Consider the following 15546-nt stretch of genomic DNA (forward strand, 5'->3'; position numbering starts at 1 on the left):
GGTCTCCCTCATTGAATGCGCGAACACGCGTACGTTTCGACTCCCCGCGAGCTTAGAGTGCGTGCCGGTCCGGGTACGGCGGCGCGCTGTACTCGTGACGGGATGCGGCGCGAGAGATGCTGCACCAGTCTTTCCACGCGCCAGCGCCGTATGCCGGCTCGGCGTACCCGTCGGTGGTCCTGACTATGCGGACGCCGTCGGAGTCCAGCCACCGGGCAATGAGGCCCACCTCCTCGGGTGATGCGCCGCGCAACGTGGTGGTGTCCGGGATGACGGTCTCGGCTGCGGTGGTGATGGCCTCCACGACCGGCATCGGGTGCACGCGACGCGCGGTGGTAGCCGCGCCCGCCAGCCGCCCGTTGCGAATCACTGCGAGTTCCCATCCTCCTTCCGTAGTTCTTCTGGCGGCTACGAGTTCGGTGATTGCTGCAATCGCGGCGAGACGGTGCATTCTTCGGATCATGTCGGCGAGAACGGTGAGTCGATCACGCAGACGGGCTGCCGATTCGAAAAGCTCGGTGTCGGCGAGTTGTACGACCCGTGCTCGCGCCGCGTCCAGCATGGAGTTGTCGACGCCGTCGATCAAAGCGTGGAATCGCGTGGGATAAACCGAGTATTCGTCGGACGACAGCACACCTGCTGTCGCTGCCGCGCAACCACCTACTGCGGTCGGTGGGCAGCTCTGTCCGTGTGTTCCGGTGCGTGGGATGCGAGTGGAGCAGGTACGGATCGAAGCGAATTCGGAGACGAGCGCTGCAGCGTCTGCGGCATCACTCCGCGCTGTGAAGGGCCCGAGTGAGCTGGCTGTCGGTGTTCTCACGATGGAAAGCCGGGGGAATGCTTCGACCGTCGTGGTGATCCACCATCCCTTTTTGGGGAACTTCGATCGGCGGTTGTACGGCGGGATGTGCGCGCTCAACAACCGGAGTTCGCGTACGCCTGCCTCGAGGCCGTGAGCACACTCCACGTAGTCGACATCGACAGCAAGGCCGACCATCTCCTTCATCCGTCCGCGAGTTTCCGAACCGGTGAAGTAGGTCCGGACTCGACGTTGCAGATTGGTCGAGGTACCGACGTACAGAACCTCCTTGCCGGGGCCCGTGAACAGGTATACCCCCGGGGTTCGGGGGAGGTGGGCCGCGAGAGAACGTTTCGCGCGCTGTCCGGCGGATACGTTCGGGAGATAGTCCACGAGTTCGGCGTAGCTGTGCACACCCTGATTTCCGACGCGCTCGATCAGCGCGTGCAGCACGTCGACCGTCGCGCGAGCGTCGTCCAGGGCGCGGTGAGTCGGCGTGGTGCCGACGTCGAACAACGATGCGAGAGCCGACAACTTCACTGATGGTGCCTCGTCGCGGGTGAGCACACGACGCGCCAGTTTGACGGTGCACAACACTTGGAACTTGGGCCAGGCGATGTCCAGTCGGCTGGCGGCGGCTCGGAGAAAACCGGTGTCGAACCCCGCATTGTGGGCGACCAGGACTGCGCCCCGTGCGAATTCCAGGAAGCCGGGAAGTACACGCTCGATGCGCGGGGCGTCGATGAGCATCGCGGACGTGATTCCGGTCAGCTCGACGATGTAAGGCGGAATCGACCGGCCTGGATCCACGAGTGTGGCGAACTCTCCGATCACCTCACCTCCACGGACCTTGACCGCCCCGATTTCGGTGATTGCTTCGGTATCGGCGCTGCCACCCGTCGTCTCCAAATCGACGATCACGAAAGTCGTCTGATGCAACGGTGTGTCCAGTTCATCGAACGTCAGCTGGATCGGAAGAGTCACGAAACAGGACGGTAGATGGCGGTACCGACAGAATCGTGTGTTGCCTCTTCAGCGGAAGGCGTGTCGTACCCCGTCGGTACGTTCACCCGAAACGGGTCGAAATTTCGAGCTGAAACACGAAAGAGACGAGGATCACATGATTGTGGATTGCAGTGATTGCAGGGTTCGCGACATCGCGTGCGGAGACTGCGTCGTAACTGTCCTTCTGGGGCCTCCGGGAGCGGCCGGTTCGGTCGATGTCGGAGTCGGTCACGAAGGCTCGAAAATAGACATCGACCAGGCGGAACTCGGCGCAATCGGGGTTCTGGCAGACGTCGGTCTCGTCCCGCGTTTACGTCTGGTCGTGGAAGCAGGCGACGCTTCCCGAAGCTCGTCGTTACCGTCTTGTGATTCAAGCGCGGATCTACGTGCGATGTAGTCCGATTTTCAGATATTCGTGACTCTTCGGCGCGTTGGGGTCGACACGGAGCTATGCCATTTCGTAACCTTCCTGAGACCTTGCGGAGTCTCGCCAGTCCAGACAGGAGTGGCGTCGCAAGTCACCGCCTAATCGGGCACTCGACAGAGTGGCCGTACCGGGAACCCGATTTCTACTGGGGTGAATCCCGCCGGATCGCAGTTATGCGAACGGTGGGTAGGGCTGATCTTCCCAGCCCGAACCCGTCAGCTAACTCGGTCGGCGGATGAGTGGAAGAAACGGAGCACAACCTCTCGTGGCGTCACATACTTCAACCCGCCAATTGCGTCGAATACTCGTAGCCGGTGCGATCACTGCCGGCGCGGTCATCCTGCCCGCTGCCCCCGCAATGGCGGCCCCCATCACGATCCCGGGTGTCGGTACGTTCGAAATACCAGAGATCCCGGGCATGCCCCCGCTGCCGGCCGTCCCCGGGCTACCCGGCGCACCGGCACCTATCGCTCCCCAGGTCACGCCTGCTGCGAAGGCTGTGCAAGCCGCCGAGTCCAAGGTCGGTTCCCCGTACGTCTACGGTGCATCCGGTCCTGACTCGTTCGATTGCTCGGGTCTGGTGCAGTGGGCATACAAGCAGGCCGGTGTCAGCTTGCCCCGTACGAGCTACGACCAGGCGTCCGCTGGTGTTTCGGTATCTCAGTCCGATCTCCAGCCGGGAGATGTCGTCTCCTTCTACGGTGGGTCGCATTCGGGTATCTACGCAGGCGGAGGCAACGTAATCCATGCATCCACTTCAGGTGTTCCCGTCAAGGTTGCACCGGTGTCGTCGATGCCGTTCGACGGAGCTCGTCGATACTGATTCGTGTGATCGGTGCGCAAACAGCATCAGGACCCGGTCGCGTCGGCCGCGGACCTGATGCTGTTTCGTCGTTTCGGAGGTCTCGAGACGTGCGTGTCCGCCCGCTGATTCGGTCATGGTTGGACACAGGTGTGACGATTCCGTAATCTTGCCGAGTCCCGACTGTGTAAAAAGTCCGAATGCTTGAAAAGTTCCGCTGTATCCGACTTCATTCTCGCCCATATAACGAAACTGATGGGTAGAGTTTGTTTTCAGTCAATCATGCGCATTTCAGTCGTTTGTGCACTGGTGAGCGAACGTCGCAGCAAATCTGCACTGCGCCATTGCTTCATCGACACACCTGCAAGAACGGAGAGTCACCTTCTGTGGCGACACCGACAGTCAAGAACGTTGTCCGATCCAAGCGCAGCGTCCTCGCCGCTGCAGCGTGTGCGCTGTGTCTACTCGTGGCGCCGGCCGCAACAGCCCAGGCGCAACCTGGCATAGACAGCGCATCCGATGCTCAGACGCGGTTGTCGGACCTTGCGCGTGAGTCCGAGCAAACGACCGAAGCTCTGCACAACGCGCAAATAGATCTCGATGCCAAGACCGCAGTACAGCGTGAAGCAGACGCCGCCGTCGAGGCCCATCGGAGCGCGCTCGCGGTCGCCGAGTCGGCGTTGGCCGAGCTGAAGCCCGCCGTGGACAAAGTTGCCAACGTCAACTATCAGGGTGGTCGGACAAACAGGCTGTTCGCCGTGATGGTCAGCGATTCACCGCAGCAACTGCTGGACCAGATGTCGGCCCTCGACATCATTTCCGCGGAGACTTCCCGGCAGGTGGGGCAGTTCAAGCAGGCGACGTCCGATGCCGTGGCGGCCGAGGAAGCCTCACGTTCAGCTGCAGACGAGGCGCGCACGGCTGCAGATCAGGCGAAGATGGTCAGCGATGATCTGCAGGCCAAGCAGAGCGAACTTCAAGGGCAAACGGCAGAGGTGATGGCGGCGTTCAGTGCGCTGTCCGGCGCCGAACGGAGTGACTACGCAGGCAGCCCGCTACCTCCAGGATTCGACCTGTCGAAGATAATCGCGGGTTTGGTTCCGGGGTCGGGGTCCGGTGCTCTGCAGGCAGGTTTGACGCAGATAGGTAAACCATATGTCTGGGGCGCTACCGGGCCCGATGGCTTCGACTGCTCAGGGCTGGTTGTGTGGGCCTACAAGCAGGTCGGCAAGACGCTTCCGCGGTCCAGCCAGGCACAGGCGGCCGGCGGAACCCCAGTCGATCAGAAGAGCCTTCAGCCAGGCGACGTCGTTCTCTTCTATCCGGACGCATCCCATGTCGGCCTGTATGCCGGCAACGGCAACGTGCTGCATGCGTCGACGTTCGGTGTGCCGGTGAAGGTTCAGTCGATGGCTTCGTTCCCGTTCTACGGTGCGCGCCGGTACTGATAGCGCCAGCTTGGTTCACTCGATGACTGTCCGCCGCTCTTTTTTGGCGGCAGTCCTCGTCGGCGCCCTCGTATGGGTGTCGGGGTGTACAGCGTCCGGCCCGCCGGCCGAGTCGACGCCGCCGATGCCTTCGAATCCGTACGAGGATCAGCGTCAGGCTGGCGTAGAACAGCTTCTGGCGGATTGGGCGGATGCGGTCTCGTCCAACGACGCTGCCGCGCTCGAAGCTCTGGTCGACCCGGCAGCATCACCTGAATTCCTGCAATCGCTGATCCGCACCGCATCCAACCTCTCGGATGTGCCGCTGTCCGAGTGGGGTTACGAGATCGTGGACGAGCCGGAAACGCCCGTCCCGTCCGAGGTAGCCGAGCGAGTGGGGGCCGCCGATGTGTGGGCGCCGTCGGTGGTTCTTCGGTATGGCGTCGACGGGCCGGATGATCTACCGACCCGCAGACCCATCTCGCTGCTGGTGGCCGAGCGCGACGACAGATGGCGACTGGTGTCCGACACGGACATACCCGGTATCGACCGACATACCTGGCGAGGACCGTGGGACTTCGGGCCGGTGACGGTCACGCCGATCGCGACGGCCGGGGGAACATCGATGGTGTTGGGAAAACGAGAGCAGGATCTTCTCACCTCTCGGCTTGCCACCGAGTTGCCGGCCGCGGTCGAGGCAGTGGCGGACTTCGTGGGTGACGACTGGCCGCGCAAGACGCTGGTAGTGACGACGAGTTCCACAGACGAGTTCCTCGCTTCGGCAGGGGGAGTTGCAGGCCCGGACGTGGCGGCTGTGTCCGTCTCTGATTTTGTCGTGCCCGGCGATCCGGTGACTGGGCAGCGTGTCATCTTCTCTCCCTCCGCCGCAGAGCGATTGACCGACTTCACTACTCGCTCGGTCCTGCGTCACGAACTCACGCACATCGCCGCTCGCGCGAACACCGTCGACGGATCCCCGACGTGGATGCTCGAGGGGTTCGCGGACTATTCGGGATATCGCGGATCGGGTGTCGACTTCGCGACGCTGGCGCCGACCCTGAGTCGTGCAGTCCGGGCAGGTGGACCGCCCACGGTTCTCCCGGCAGACTCCGATTTCTCGACAGGTGGGCTCCGTTCCACCCTCGCCTACGAATCCGCATGGTCCCTGGCAGCGTTCGTCGCCGAGCGGTACGGCGAGCAGGTGCTCCGAGATCTTTACGCGCAGTTGGCAACCGGTCCACACACAGACGCCGAGATCAGCGCGGGTCTCGAAGTGACTGTCGGGTCGAGACCCGACACGTTCATCGCGGACTGGGGGGCTTGGGTTGCGCAGAATGCGAGCTGACCTACGGTAGTGCAATGGGTCGGACGCTCTTGGTAACGAATGACTTTCCCCCGCGTCCCGGAGGTATTCAGTCCTACCTCCAGAGCATTGCGGATAGATTCCCACCCGAAGAACTGGTGGTGTATGCCCCCCGATGGCGGGGCGATAGTCATGTCGCGTTCGATGCACGCCAGCCGTACGAGGTAGTTCGGCATCCCACGACATTGATGCTCCCGACGCCGCTGGTGGCGCGAAGAGCTGCGCGGCTTGTGAAGTCGCACGATTGTGACAGTGTGTGGTTCGGTGCTGCAGCGCCGCTCGCTGTGATGGCTCCAGTGGTCAGACGCGCTGGGGCAGAGACGATCATCGCCAGCACCCATGGTCACGAAGTGGGATGGTCGATGATTCCAGGTGGTCGTGGAACGCTACGAGCGATCGGCAACTCCGTCGACACCGTGACGTATGTAAGCAAGTACACGCGAGGACGGTTCGCGTCGGCTTTCGGTCCGCAGGCCGCGCTCGAGCATGTGCCGCCGGGTGTCGACACCGATAAATTCAAGCCGGATTCCGCTGCGCGAGCAGAACTTCGGGCCCGCTACGGGTTGGGGGATCGCCCGACGATTCTGTGTCTGTCCCGCTTGGTGCCGCGCAAGGGACAGGATTTTCTCATCCGGTCGATGCACGGAATCAGAGAAGCGATCGACGGTGCGGTTCTGGTCATCGTCGGTGGCGGGCCGTACGAGGGCACCTTGCGCGGACTGGTCCGAAGCTGCGACGTGGAGGAACACGTGATCTTCACTGGCACAGTCCCTTCGGCGGAGCTGGCCGCGCATCACACGATCGCGGACGTCTTCGCGATGCCGAGCAGAACTCGCGGCTGGGGGCTCGATGTCGAGGGCCTGGGAATCGTCTACCTGGAAGCATCGGCGTGCGGCGTGCCGGTCGTAGCGGGCATGTCCGGTGGCGCACCGGAGACGGTGCGGCAGGACGAAACCGGACTTGTAGTGGATGGTCGTTCGGTCGAGCAGATAACCGAGGCGATCGTCCGAATTCTGTCCGATCCAGCGCTCGCTGCATCGATGGGCGCGGCTGGACGTGAGTGGGTCGAAAAGAACTGGCGCTGGGACACTCTCGCGCACAAGTTGCGCGGCCTGCTCTGATCCGCGGCCTGTTCCCTTGTGCGCGTGGTCGGCACACAAGGGAACAGGGCGGTGACTACTTGGAGTAGATCGCTTCGACGTCGTCCGCGTAGGACTTCGTGATCACATTGCGTTTGAGCTTCATCGTCGGTGTCACCTCGCCCGCCTCCTCGGTGAAGTCGTTCGGCAGGATCCGGTACTTCTTGATCCCTTCGGCGTGTGAGACCGACTTGTTTGCCTCAGCGATCGCCGCATCGATCTCTGCGATCAGGTCCGGGTCGGTGGTCAGGTCGGCAGCAGATGAATCTGCGGGTTTGGAGTTGCGCGCTTTCCAGCCGGTCAGAGCGTCGGTGTCGAGCGTCAAGAGCGCGCCGATGAATGGCTTCTGATCGCCGACGACGATTGCTTGACTGATCAGGGCATGCGCGCGCAGTTGATCTTCCAGACCTGCGGGCGAGACGTTCTTCCCACCTGCGGTGACGATCAATTCTTTCTTGCGGCCGGTGATCGTGATGTACCCGTCGGCGTCGAGCGAACCGAGGTCGCCGGTACAGAACCATCCGTCGTCCAGGGACTCGGCAGTCGCTTCTTCGTTTCGCCAGTAGCCGGCGAACACAACAGGGCCGCGCAGCTGAATTTCGCCGTCGGGGGCGATACGGACGGTGTTGCCGGGGAGGGGTCGACCGACACTGCCGACGTGTTGATATCCGATCGTATTCACCGCAAAGGCAGCACTGGTCTCGGTCAGTCCGTATCCCTCGTAGATCGGTACCCCGATTCCGCGATAGAAGTGGCCGAGTCGTGCGCCGAGCGGGGCGCCGCCGGAGATTGCCAGCTTGCAGTTGCCACCCAGAGCCGCGCGGAGTTTCGAGTAGACGAGTTTGTCGAACACTGCATGCTTGACCCGAAGAACGACTCCGGTGGAGCCGTCGTCCTTCGACTGGCTCCACGCGACAGCTGTGTCGGCGGCCGCGTCGAAGATCTTTCCCTTGCCGTCGGCGTGTGCCTTCTGCTTCGCGGTGTTGAACACTTTCTCGAACACTCGAGGAACCGACAGGATGAAGTCGGGTTTGAACGACCCGAACGTCGCGACGAGGTTGGGGATGTCGTTCGTGTGGCCGACTGTTGTCCCCGCATCGAAGGCCGCAATCGTGACGGCGCGGGCCAACACGTGCGCGAGCGGCAGGAACATCAGGGTCCGCGTGCCGCCCCTCAGCAGTGTCTTCAGCGTCGTCTCGCGGATTCCCTTGGACTCCGCTAGGAGATTGGCGTGGGTGAGCTGTACGCCCTTGGGGCGGCCGGTAGTACCGGAGGTGTAGATGAGGGTCGCCGGATCGGACGAACGTAGGGCAGCGACACGCGCCTCGACCACGCCGTCGGCAGTGGCCGCGCCGAGTTCGGTCAATTCGTGGATCGCGCCGGTATCGGCAGTTGTACCGTCCACCTGGAACGTCCTACGTACCGTCGTCGACGCTGTGACGACGTCGGCGGTTTCGTCGCGGTGCTGCCCGTTTTCCAGCACGAGTAGAACCGGCTCGGCGTCGGACAGAATCCACTCGACCTGATTGGCAGATGATGTCTCGTAGACCGGAACCGTCACGCCGCCTGCCGCCCAGATCGCATAGTCGAGTACCGACCATTCGTAGCGCGTCGAGGACATCAATGCGACGCGATCACCCTGCTCGACACCGGAGGCAATCAGTCCTTTGGCAACCGATACGACCTGAGTCGCGAACTGCTCGGCAGTGACGTCGATCCAGTTGCCGTTCTCTTGGCGGAGAAACGCCACCGACTCGGGTGCCGAAGCCCGGCGGGTGAAAACGGAATCGACTGCCGATTCCCCGTCCTCGATTTCGAATCGGGCGGGCACAGTGAACTCACGCACGGGGGTACCTCCAACAACGGATCGGTTAGCTCTACTCACGAGTAGCTCGGATTGTTTGTACTGTAGTCCGGCTTTAAGTAGCAGTTCGACCGCCTCAGGTGCGGCGCCGCGAAAGATATATGTGAAGCTCTTTCGATGAGCAGTATCCAAGTAGCGGATCAAACCTTCATTGCTGTTCCGGGCGCGCGCGTCTCCGAGGCGATGGCGCCGAGAGATCGTTGGCGGTCGTGGTGGCCTGACCTGCGGATCGAGGTGTCCGAAGATCGGGGCGAGAAAGGCATCCGTTGGACCATCGACGGAGCGCTGACCGGGACGATGGAAGTGTGGCTCGAGGAAGTCCCGGTCCTCGACGGCGTGATCGTCCATTATTTTTTGCACGCAGAGCCACCCGCTGGACGAGAAGGACTAGACCTTGTCGGCGAGAACCGCAGGCGAAGGATTGCAGGAAAATCGATGGCATTCGCGCTCAAGCGTGAATTGGAGGCAGGCCGCGCTGCGGGCGAACGTCCGGATCACGCACGAATCTAGAGGCGAAGCGCGCTCACTTGCGGTCCCCGTTGTGCGGACAGTAGGTGATCGTGTGTGATGAGGGGCGTCGACGGCGAGCGCCGATGCGTGGGTGAGACAAGCCCATCGACACCGAATGAGAGAGGAAGCGGACCAACAGCATGGCCGAGAAAACTCAGAGGTCGATCACCGTCGACGCTCCGTCCGCACAGGTAATGGACGTGATCGCAGACTTCGACGCGTATCCGTCCTGGGTCTCGGCAGCGAAGTCAGTGGAGGTGCTGGCTACCGGCTCGAACGGTCGAGCGGACCGCGTCAAGTTCGTCCTCGACGCTGGAATGGTCAAGGACACCTACGAACTTCGTTACGACTGGGCACCGGATGGAATGGCGGTGGCATGGGAGCTCGTATCGGGTGAAATGCAGAAGTCGCAGTCGGGGTCCTACACGTTGAAGGCCACCGGTGACGGACGAACCGATGTCGTCTACGAGTTGACGGTAGATCTGAACATTCCGATGATCGGGTTGTTCAAGCGCAAAGCGGAGAAGGTCATCACCGACACCGCGCTCAAAGAGCTGAAGAAACGGGTCGAAGGCTGAGCGAGCCTCGCACCGACGCCCGCACCATGGTCCGACTGTTCGTCGGAAAGGGCGGAGCGGGAAAGACGACGCTTGCTGCCAAGGCTGCGATTGCGGACGCCAGGTCGGGGCGTCGAGTGTTGGTGGTGTCATTCGATCAGGCACATTCGTTGCTCGATGTTCTCGGACGCCCACCCTCGGATGATTCGACGTCGCCGGCCGGTAATCGGCCCAGTTCGGTGGCCGAGGGACTCGATGTTCTCGAGTTGGATACCTTGGCGCTACTGGAGGCGAGCTACCGATCGATCTCGGCCATCGTGTCGTTTGCAGGAACGGGGCACGAACACGGCGTCCGTTTCGGCGGTATCGACCCCGAAGAGATCGTCGGCGCGCCGGGAGCCCAGGAACTCCTCGGGTTGCATCGGCTGGTCGAACTGGTGGACGAAAGAATTTGGGACACAGTATTCGTCGACCTTCCGGCAACCGCTGATGCGTTGCGCACCCTGGCGCTTCCAGACCTGCTGTGTGGCTATCTGGAACGCCTCTGGCCCCAACACGATCGGGTCGTCGCGGGTACCGGGACGGACCCACGTCTGACTGTTCTGGTCGCAGCGATGGAACGCGTCCTCGCAGACTCCGACGCAGTTCGTGAGCTGTTGTTCGATCACCGGCGAACGACGGCGACAATCGTTCTGACGCCGGATTCGGTCGGGGTCGCGGAGGCACGTCGGACGATGTCGGCGGCTGCATTGATGGGCTTGCCGGTCGCCGAGGTGATCGTCAACAAGGTTCTGCCAGACCTCGAGTCACCGTCGATGGGGCTGGTAGGTGTGCACCCGGCGGTATTGTGGTTCGAGAGTTGGCGCGCAGCCCAGCAGGCCCGCCTTGCCGACGTCGAGCAGCTTGCGCGGGGTTGTTCGTTGCTGGTCGTGGAACAAAGTGCAGACGAACCGGTAGGGTTGGCATCTCTCCGCGCGCTGGAGACTCGGGTGGGTGTCGTCACAGTGAAAAACCGAGCGGGGGCCGGGCGATCGGGTGGGGCCGACATCGCCGCACGCCAGTTCGATAAACCAGTGGTGGCGCGCGAGTCGGGATCGGGGTTGGAATCGGTGTACACGATGACGCTGCGTCTCCCGGTCGTCGACCCGTCGACGGTCAGTCTCGGGCGAGTGGAGGACGACGTGATCATCGGTGCCGACGGAACCCGCAAGCGGGTTCGCTTGGCTTCGGTGCTGCGTCGTTGTGTAGTTTTCGGCGCAGAGTTCGAATCCGGAAATCTCGTGGTCCGTTTCCGGCCCGACCCGGCCCTGTGGCCGGCCTGAAAGGTGACGCTGTAGATGACCACCGAGCATTCCGACGTCGCAGCCGAGCTGTGGGCGTTGGCCGAAACCGTGCTCACACGCGTCGAGCCGATGCTCCGCCAAGCCGTTGCCGATCAGCAGGAGCGCCCACGTCAGGGATGCAGTTGGTGCCCGGTGTGTGCATTGTCTGCGTTGATCAGGGGCGAGCAACACGATCTACTCACAGTTCTCGCGACCGAGGGTGCCACCGTCATCGCAATGATCCGGCAATTGGTTGCCGAGCACATGGATGGTCCGGCTGCGCAAGCGACGCACGCCTCGACAGCGACAACCCAGGACCCAGGAGTCGACACCGCCACCGCCACCGACGGGCATGGTCCGGATCACCCGGCGGGTCAGGCTGAGGCACAGGACACGGAAGAGCCGGTAGTTCGACGAGGCGGATTCGTACCGATTACCGTCACTGTCAAGGATCCGGTGTAGTTCGATCGGGACAGCGGCGAGATTCGAGATCTGAAAGATCCGGTGCGAATCGGTAAGTATCGTCGATGTCGTTTTTCGGGGGCTGGCGGCACTGGAAGGGTCAGTAATGAAGCGGCGTCGAGAATTGCTCACCATCGGCATCGATGTCGGTGGTACCAGCCTGCGTGCCGCCGTCGTCGATTCGTCCGGTCAGGTCATCGATTCCGCCCAGTCGCCCACGCCTCATTCGGCTGCCGCCCTCGAGCACGGTCTCGATCGAGCCGTCCAGGAACTCGCCGCCCGACATCCTGTTTCCGCGGTCGGGCTTGCTGTCGCAGGGTTCATCGACTCGGACCGAACCTCGGTAAGATTCGCGCCGCACCTGCCGTGGATCGACACGCCGGTGGCCAGTCGGATGAGCGAGCGCATCGGTTTGCCGGTTCTTCTCGAACACGATGCCAATTCGGCCGCATGGGCCGAATATCGTTTCGGTGCTGCGGCAGGCGGTCGAAACGTGGTGATGGTGTCGATAGGCACGGGAATCGGGGCTGCACTCCTGATCGATGGTCGCATCTATCGAGGTAGTCATGGTGTTGCACCGGAGCTGGGGCATATCCAGGTCGTCCCCGACGGTCGTGCCTGCCCGTGCGGAAAGCGCGGATGTTGGGAACGGTATTGCAGCGGAACTGCGCTCGTCGACACGGCCGTCGAATTCCTCGCTGCCGACCAACCGTCGTCCACGATTCTGGCGCGCGAGGTTTTTCTCGATCCGGGATCACTCACCGGCCGCCGTATCGCCTCCGCCGCGCAGGACGGCGATGAGATCGCGCGACGCACGATGGCCGACTTTGCTCGTTGGCTCGGGGTCGGTCTTGCTTTGGTCAGCGATGTCTATGATCCGGATTTGATCGTCATCGCAGGCGGGGTGGCGACTTCGTCGGGTCAGTTCCTGGACGAGGCGCGGGGGCACTATGCGCGACTCATCACCGGTGCTGGTCACCGGCCGCTTGCGCGGATCGTGAGCACACAACTCGGTGAAGCGGCTGGCATGATCGGTGCGGCGGACCTTGCGCGTTCCGAATTTCTGATCGATGCGCGTTAGTTGCGTGTGACCTCTGTCGCGGCTGCCGAGTTGTTGTGGCTGGTGTCATAAACGGTGGGTAGAGTCAACGTCGAATCCGCGGGGACAGACAGTCTCGAATCAGGAAGGACCCCATGTGGTACTGGTTGGTCAAGTACGTGCTTATCGGTCCCATTCTGATTGCGATGGGCCGACCGACAGTAGAAGGCGCCGAGAACATCCCGGCGCGGGGGCCGGTAATTCTGGCGAGTAATCATCAGGCAGTTCTCGATTCGTTCTATCTGCCGTTGAAAGTGCAGCGAAGAATCACGTTCCTGGCCAAGAGTGAATACTTCACAGGTTCGGGACTCAAGGGCTCATTCCAGAAGTGGTTCTTCACAGCGGTCGGTCAGGTGCCGATCGACCGGACGGGTGCCGATGCTGCGCAGGATGCGCTCAACGCCGGCGCTCGGGTGATCGCCAAGGGCAAACTGCTCGGCATCTATCCGGAGGGCACACGCTCACCGGATGGAAGGCTGTACAAGGGCAAGACCGGTATGGCCCGACTGGCTCTGGAGACCGGAGTACAGGTGGTGCCGGTGGCGATGATCGGAACCGACAAGATGAATCCCATCGGTTCGAAGATCTGGAAGCCGTCGAAAGTCACCATCAAGATCGGCAAACCTATCGATTTTTCTCGCTTCGAAGGCATGGCGGGTAATCGGTTCGTCGAGCGAGCGGTGACCGACGAAGTGATGTACGACCTGATGTTGTTGTCCGGTCAGGAGTACGTCGATGTCTACGCCGCATCCCTCAAGAACGCCCCGGTAGCGCCCGTGGCCGGCATCGACCCCGAGCGTCTCCCGGACTCCAAAGCGAGCTGAGCTCACCGATGCGAGTCGGCCGGTGTCGGCTCGGTCGGCGGGAGTTCATGTGAGCTGTTCGTGGCCTTCCGCTGTGAGGTTTTCCAAGTGGAGAAGGCCACCGTGGCTATTGCCGCAATTCCCCACCAGACGTACGACGACGCTGCCAACTGGTCCCACAGTGGCCACCCGAGGCCCGAGGAGCGACCTGGCGCGAGGCGCCAGTGTGGCGCGAAATGGAACAGCACGAGGCCGATGCCGACCAGGAACACCAGCCAGGCGCTTCGCTGACGATAAGCAGAAGTCGCAAGTGCAACGAGGAACGGCACGACCCACACCCAATGGTGTGACCACGAGATCGGCGAAACAAGTAGCCCGAGAACGGCGTTCACGCCGAGGGCTATGGCAGTGAGATCGGCCTCGAACGCCTTCCGCATAGCGAGCGCGCTGAGTGCAAGCGCACCGAAGGACAGCGCGATCCACAACACCGACCGCATCGAGTCGTCGAGTCCTAGCCGTGCAAGAACTCCGGTGATGCTCTGGTTCGCTGGGTAGGCAGGTTTGCCGATTCGGTCGGAGTCGACGAGGGTGTGCGTCCAGTATTCGACCGAATCGGACGTTGTTGCCAGGAAGCCGATGGCGGTGAACGCGGCAAAGCTCACGCCCGAGATGACGGCCGCCCGAAAGTCCTTGCGAATCAGGAAGAAGAGGACGAAAACAGCGGGCGTCAATTTCACGGCTGCGACGAATCCGATGAGGACACCACGAGGCCAAGGGGTCTTCTTCGGCAGACAATCCGCAGCAACGAACACCATCAGGATGATGTTGACCTGTCCGTAGTCGAGTGTGGAGAAGACGGGCTCGAGAATCATCGACACCGCGAAGATTGCGCCGGCTGCCCACAGCAACAAGGTTTTGGGAGAGTACCCGAGAGAAACCAGCGTCAGTACGATTGTGGTCACCAGCAGCGCCAAAGACAGTGCAGTCACCACGATGCCGGCCCAGTAGAGCGAGATCATCGACAACGGGCTGAAGAGGACCGCCGCGATCGGGGGATAGGTGAACGGGAGAGTGTTTCCCAGCGCGGTCGCGGGCATCTGACCGTACAGCGGTGAGCCTGAGGCGAAGATGCCGCCGCCGATCCGATACACGTCCAGATCGATCCTGTAGTAGTCACCCAGAACGTCCAGCCCACGAAGACCGGGAAGCGTGAACAAGTTGTAGGCGATGCCCGCAGCGACGCCCGCAACTATCACGATGCACGAGATCGCCACGGCTGTCCTTCGGACAACCGGCGCTGTGGATCGGACGCCGTTCGCCGGCGTGGCGGTGTCGTCGACGCCGATATCGATCGGGTCGGAGGTCTCGGGAGGTGTCAACGGGTGTTCCTTCTGATGGCGGGCGATCTTTGTCGGCGCTACCGCCGGGGCTAGTGTGTCCTGCGTGCGCTACTTCTACGACACCGAGTTCATCGAGGATGGTCGCACAATCGAGCTCGTCTCGATCGCTGTGGTCTCCGAGGACGGCCGCGAGTTCTATGCAGTCTCCTCCGAGTTCGATCCCTCCCGCGCCGGCAAATGGGTCCGGCGAAACGTCCTGCCCAAGCTGCCACCGTACTCGTCGCCGCTGTGGATGGGCAGATCCCGAATTCGCGACGAACTGCTCGAGTTCCTGGTGCCGTATCCAGGTGCCGAGGTGGAGTTGTGGGCTTGGGTGGCTGCCTACGACCACGTCGCACTGTGCCAACTCTGGGGATCGATGACCGAACTACCGAGGTCGCTGCCGAGATTCAGCCGCGAGCTCCGGCAGCATTGGGAAGATCGGGGGAGCCCGGCATTGCCTGCGGTCCCCGATGATGCCCACGACGCCCTCGCCGACGCGCGGCACAACCTGGCTAAGTTCATCGCTATCGAGGCTGCGTCGGCCTGATTCTGGCTGAATATGTGTTCCCGACGGCACGGACGGAC

14 protein-coding genes and 1 riboswitch are annotated in these 15546 nt (G+C 62.3%); of the genes, 11 read left to right on the forward strand and 3 right to left on the reverse strand.

Annotation, left to right across the window (positions count from 1 at the left end):
- Positions 1-52: 52 nt before the first annotated feature.
- Positions 53-1783, reverse strand: a complete 1731-nt coding sequence (locus tag QMK32_RS11995) for a DEDD exonuclease domain-containing protein (RefSeq protein WP_283475175.1) — start codon at positions 1781-1783, stop codon at positions 53-55.
- A gap of 533 nt (positions 1784-2316) precedes the next feature.
- Positions 2317-2480, forward strand: a riboswitch (cyclic di-AMP (ydaO/yuaA leader).
- Positions 2481-2496: 16 nt separating this feature from the next.
- Between QMK32_RS11995 and QMK32_RS12005 the strand changes: the two genes are divergently transcribed.
- From QMK32_RS12005 to QMK32_RS12020, 4 genes are all read left to right on the forward strand, one after another.
- The gene (locus QMK32_RS12005; RefSeq protein ID WP_269304049.1) at positions 2497-3054 is read left to right on the forward strand and encodes a C40 family peptidase; all 558 of its coding nucleotides are present in this window, start codon (positions 2497-2499) and stop codon (positions 3052-3054) included.
- A gap of 365 nt (positions 3055-3419) precedes the next feature.
- The gene (locus QMK32_RS12010; protein WP_283475178.1) at positions 3420-4481 is read left to right on the forward strand and encodes a C40 family peptidase; all 1062 of its coding nucleotides are present in this window, start codon (positions 3420-3422) and stop codon (positions 4479-4481) included.
- A 22-nt stretch (positions 4482-4503) separates the two neighbouring features.
- On the forward strand, positions 4504-5805 hold the full coding sequence (locus QMK32_RS12015; RefSeq protein WP_283475179.1) for a peptidase MA family metallohydrolase: 1302 nt from the start codon (positions 4504-4506) through the stop codon (positions 5803-5805).
- A 14-nt stretch (positions 5806-5819) separates the two neighbouring features.
- Positions 5820-6944, forward strand: coding sequence for a glycosyltransferase family 4 protein (locus QMK32_RS12020; protein WP_283475180.1), 1125 nt, complete (start codon positions 5820-5822; stop codon positions 6942-6944).
- Between the two features lie 55 nt (positions 6945-6999).
- On the opposite strand, the gene QMK32_RS12025 is transcribed toward QMK32_RS12020, so the two are convergent.
- A complete protein-coding gene (locus QMK32_RS12025; protein ID WP_283475181.1) occupies positions 7000-8808 on the reverse strand; it encodes an AMP-dependent synthetase/ligase in 1809 nt (602 codons plus the stop codon).
- A 135-nt stretch (positions 8809-8943) separates the two neighbouring features.
- Here QMK32_RS12025 and QMK32_RS12030 point away from each other — a divergent pair, with 135 nt between their 5' ends.
- From QMK32_RS12030 to QMK32_RS12055, 6 genes are all read left to right on the forward strand, one after another.
- Positions 8944-9336 (forward strand): polyketide cyclase / dehydrase and lipid transport, encoded by a 393-nt coding sequence (locus QMK32_RS12030; RefSeq protein WP_269304040.1) that lies wholly within the window; start codon positions 8944-8946, stop codon positions 9334-9336.
- Between the two features lie 140 nt (positions 9337-9476).
- Positions 9477-9914 (forward strand): SRPBCC family protein, encoded by a 438-nt coding sequence (locus tag QMK32_RS12035; RefSeq protein ID WP_283475182.1) that lies wholly within the window; start codon positions 9477-9479, stop codon positions 9912-9914.
- Between the two features lie 26 nt (positions 9915-9940).
- The gene (locus QMK32_RS12040; protein ID WP_283475183.1) at positions 9941-11215 is read left to right on the forward strand and encodes an ArsA family ATPase; all 1275 of its coding nucleotides are present in this window, start codon (positions 9941-9943) and stop codon (positions 11213-11215) included.
- Positions 11216-11230: 15 nt separating this feature from the next.
- Positions 11231-11677 (forward strand): hypothetical protein, encoded by a 447-nt coding sequence (locus tag QMK32_RS12045; protein ID WP_283475184.1) that lies wholly within the window; start codon positions 11231-11233, stop codon positions 11675-11677.
- Between the two features lie 106 nt (positions 11678-11783).
- Entirely contained in the window at positions 11784-12758 is a 975-nt protein-coding gene (locus QMK32_RS12050) for an ROK family protein (RefSeq protein ID WP_283475185.1), read from the forward strand.
- 113 nt (positions 12759-12871) lie between these two features.
- Complete coding sequence (locus QMK32_RS12055; RefSeq protein ID WP_283475186.1) at positions 12872-13600, forward strand: lysophospholipid acyltransferase family protein; 729 nt, start codon at positions 12872-12874, stop codon at positions 13598-13600.
- 2 nt (positions 13601-13602) lie between these two features.
- On the opposite strand, the gene QMK32_RS12060 is transcribed toward QMK32_RS12055, so the two are convergent.
- Positions 13603-14853, reverse strand: coding sequence for a glycosyltransferase 87 family protein (locus QMK32_RS12060; protein WP_502943586.1), 1251 nt, complete (start codon positions 14851-14853; stop codon positions 13603-13605).
- Positions 14854-15022: 169 nt separating this feature from the next.
- Here QMK32_RS12060 and QMK32_RS12065 point away from each other — a divergent pair, with 169 nt between their 5' ends.
- Entirely contained in the window at positions 15023-15508 is a 486-nt protein-coding gene (locus QMK32_RS12065; RefSeq protein WP_136172011.1) for a polyadenylate-specific 3'-exoribonuclease AS, read from the forward strand.
- Positions 15509-15546: the final 38 nt, after the last annotated feature.

The sequence above is a fragment of the Rhodococcus sp. H29-C3 genome (assembly GCF_030063405.1).
In the GTDB taxonomy this organism is placed as follows: Bacteria; Actinomycetota; Actinomycetes; order Mycobacteriales; family Mycobacteriaceae; genus Rhodococcoides.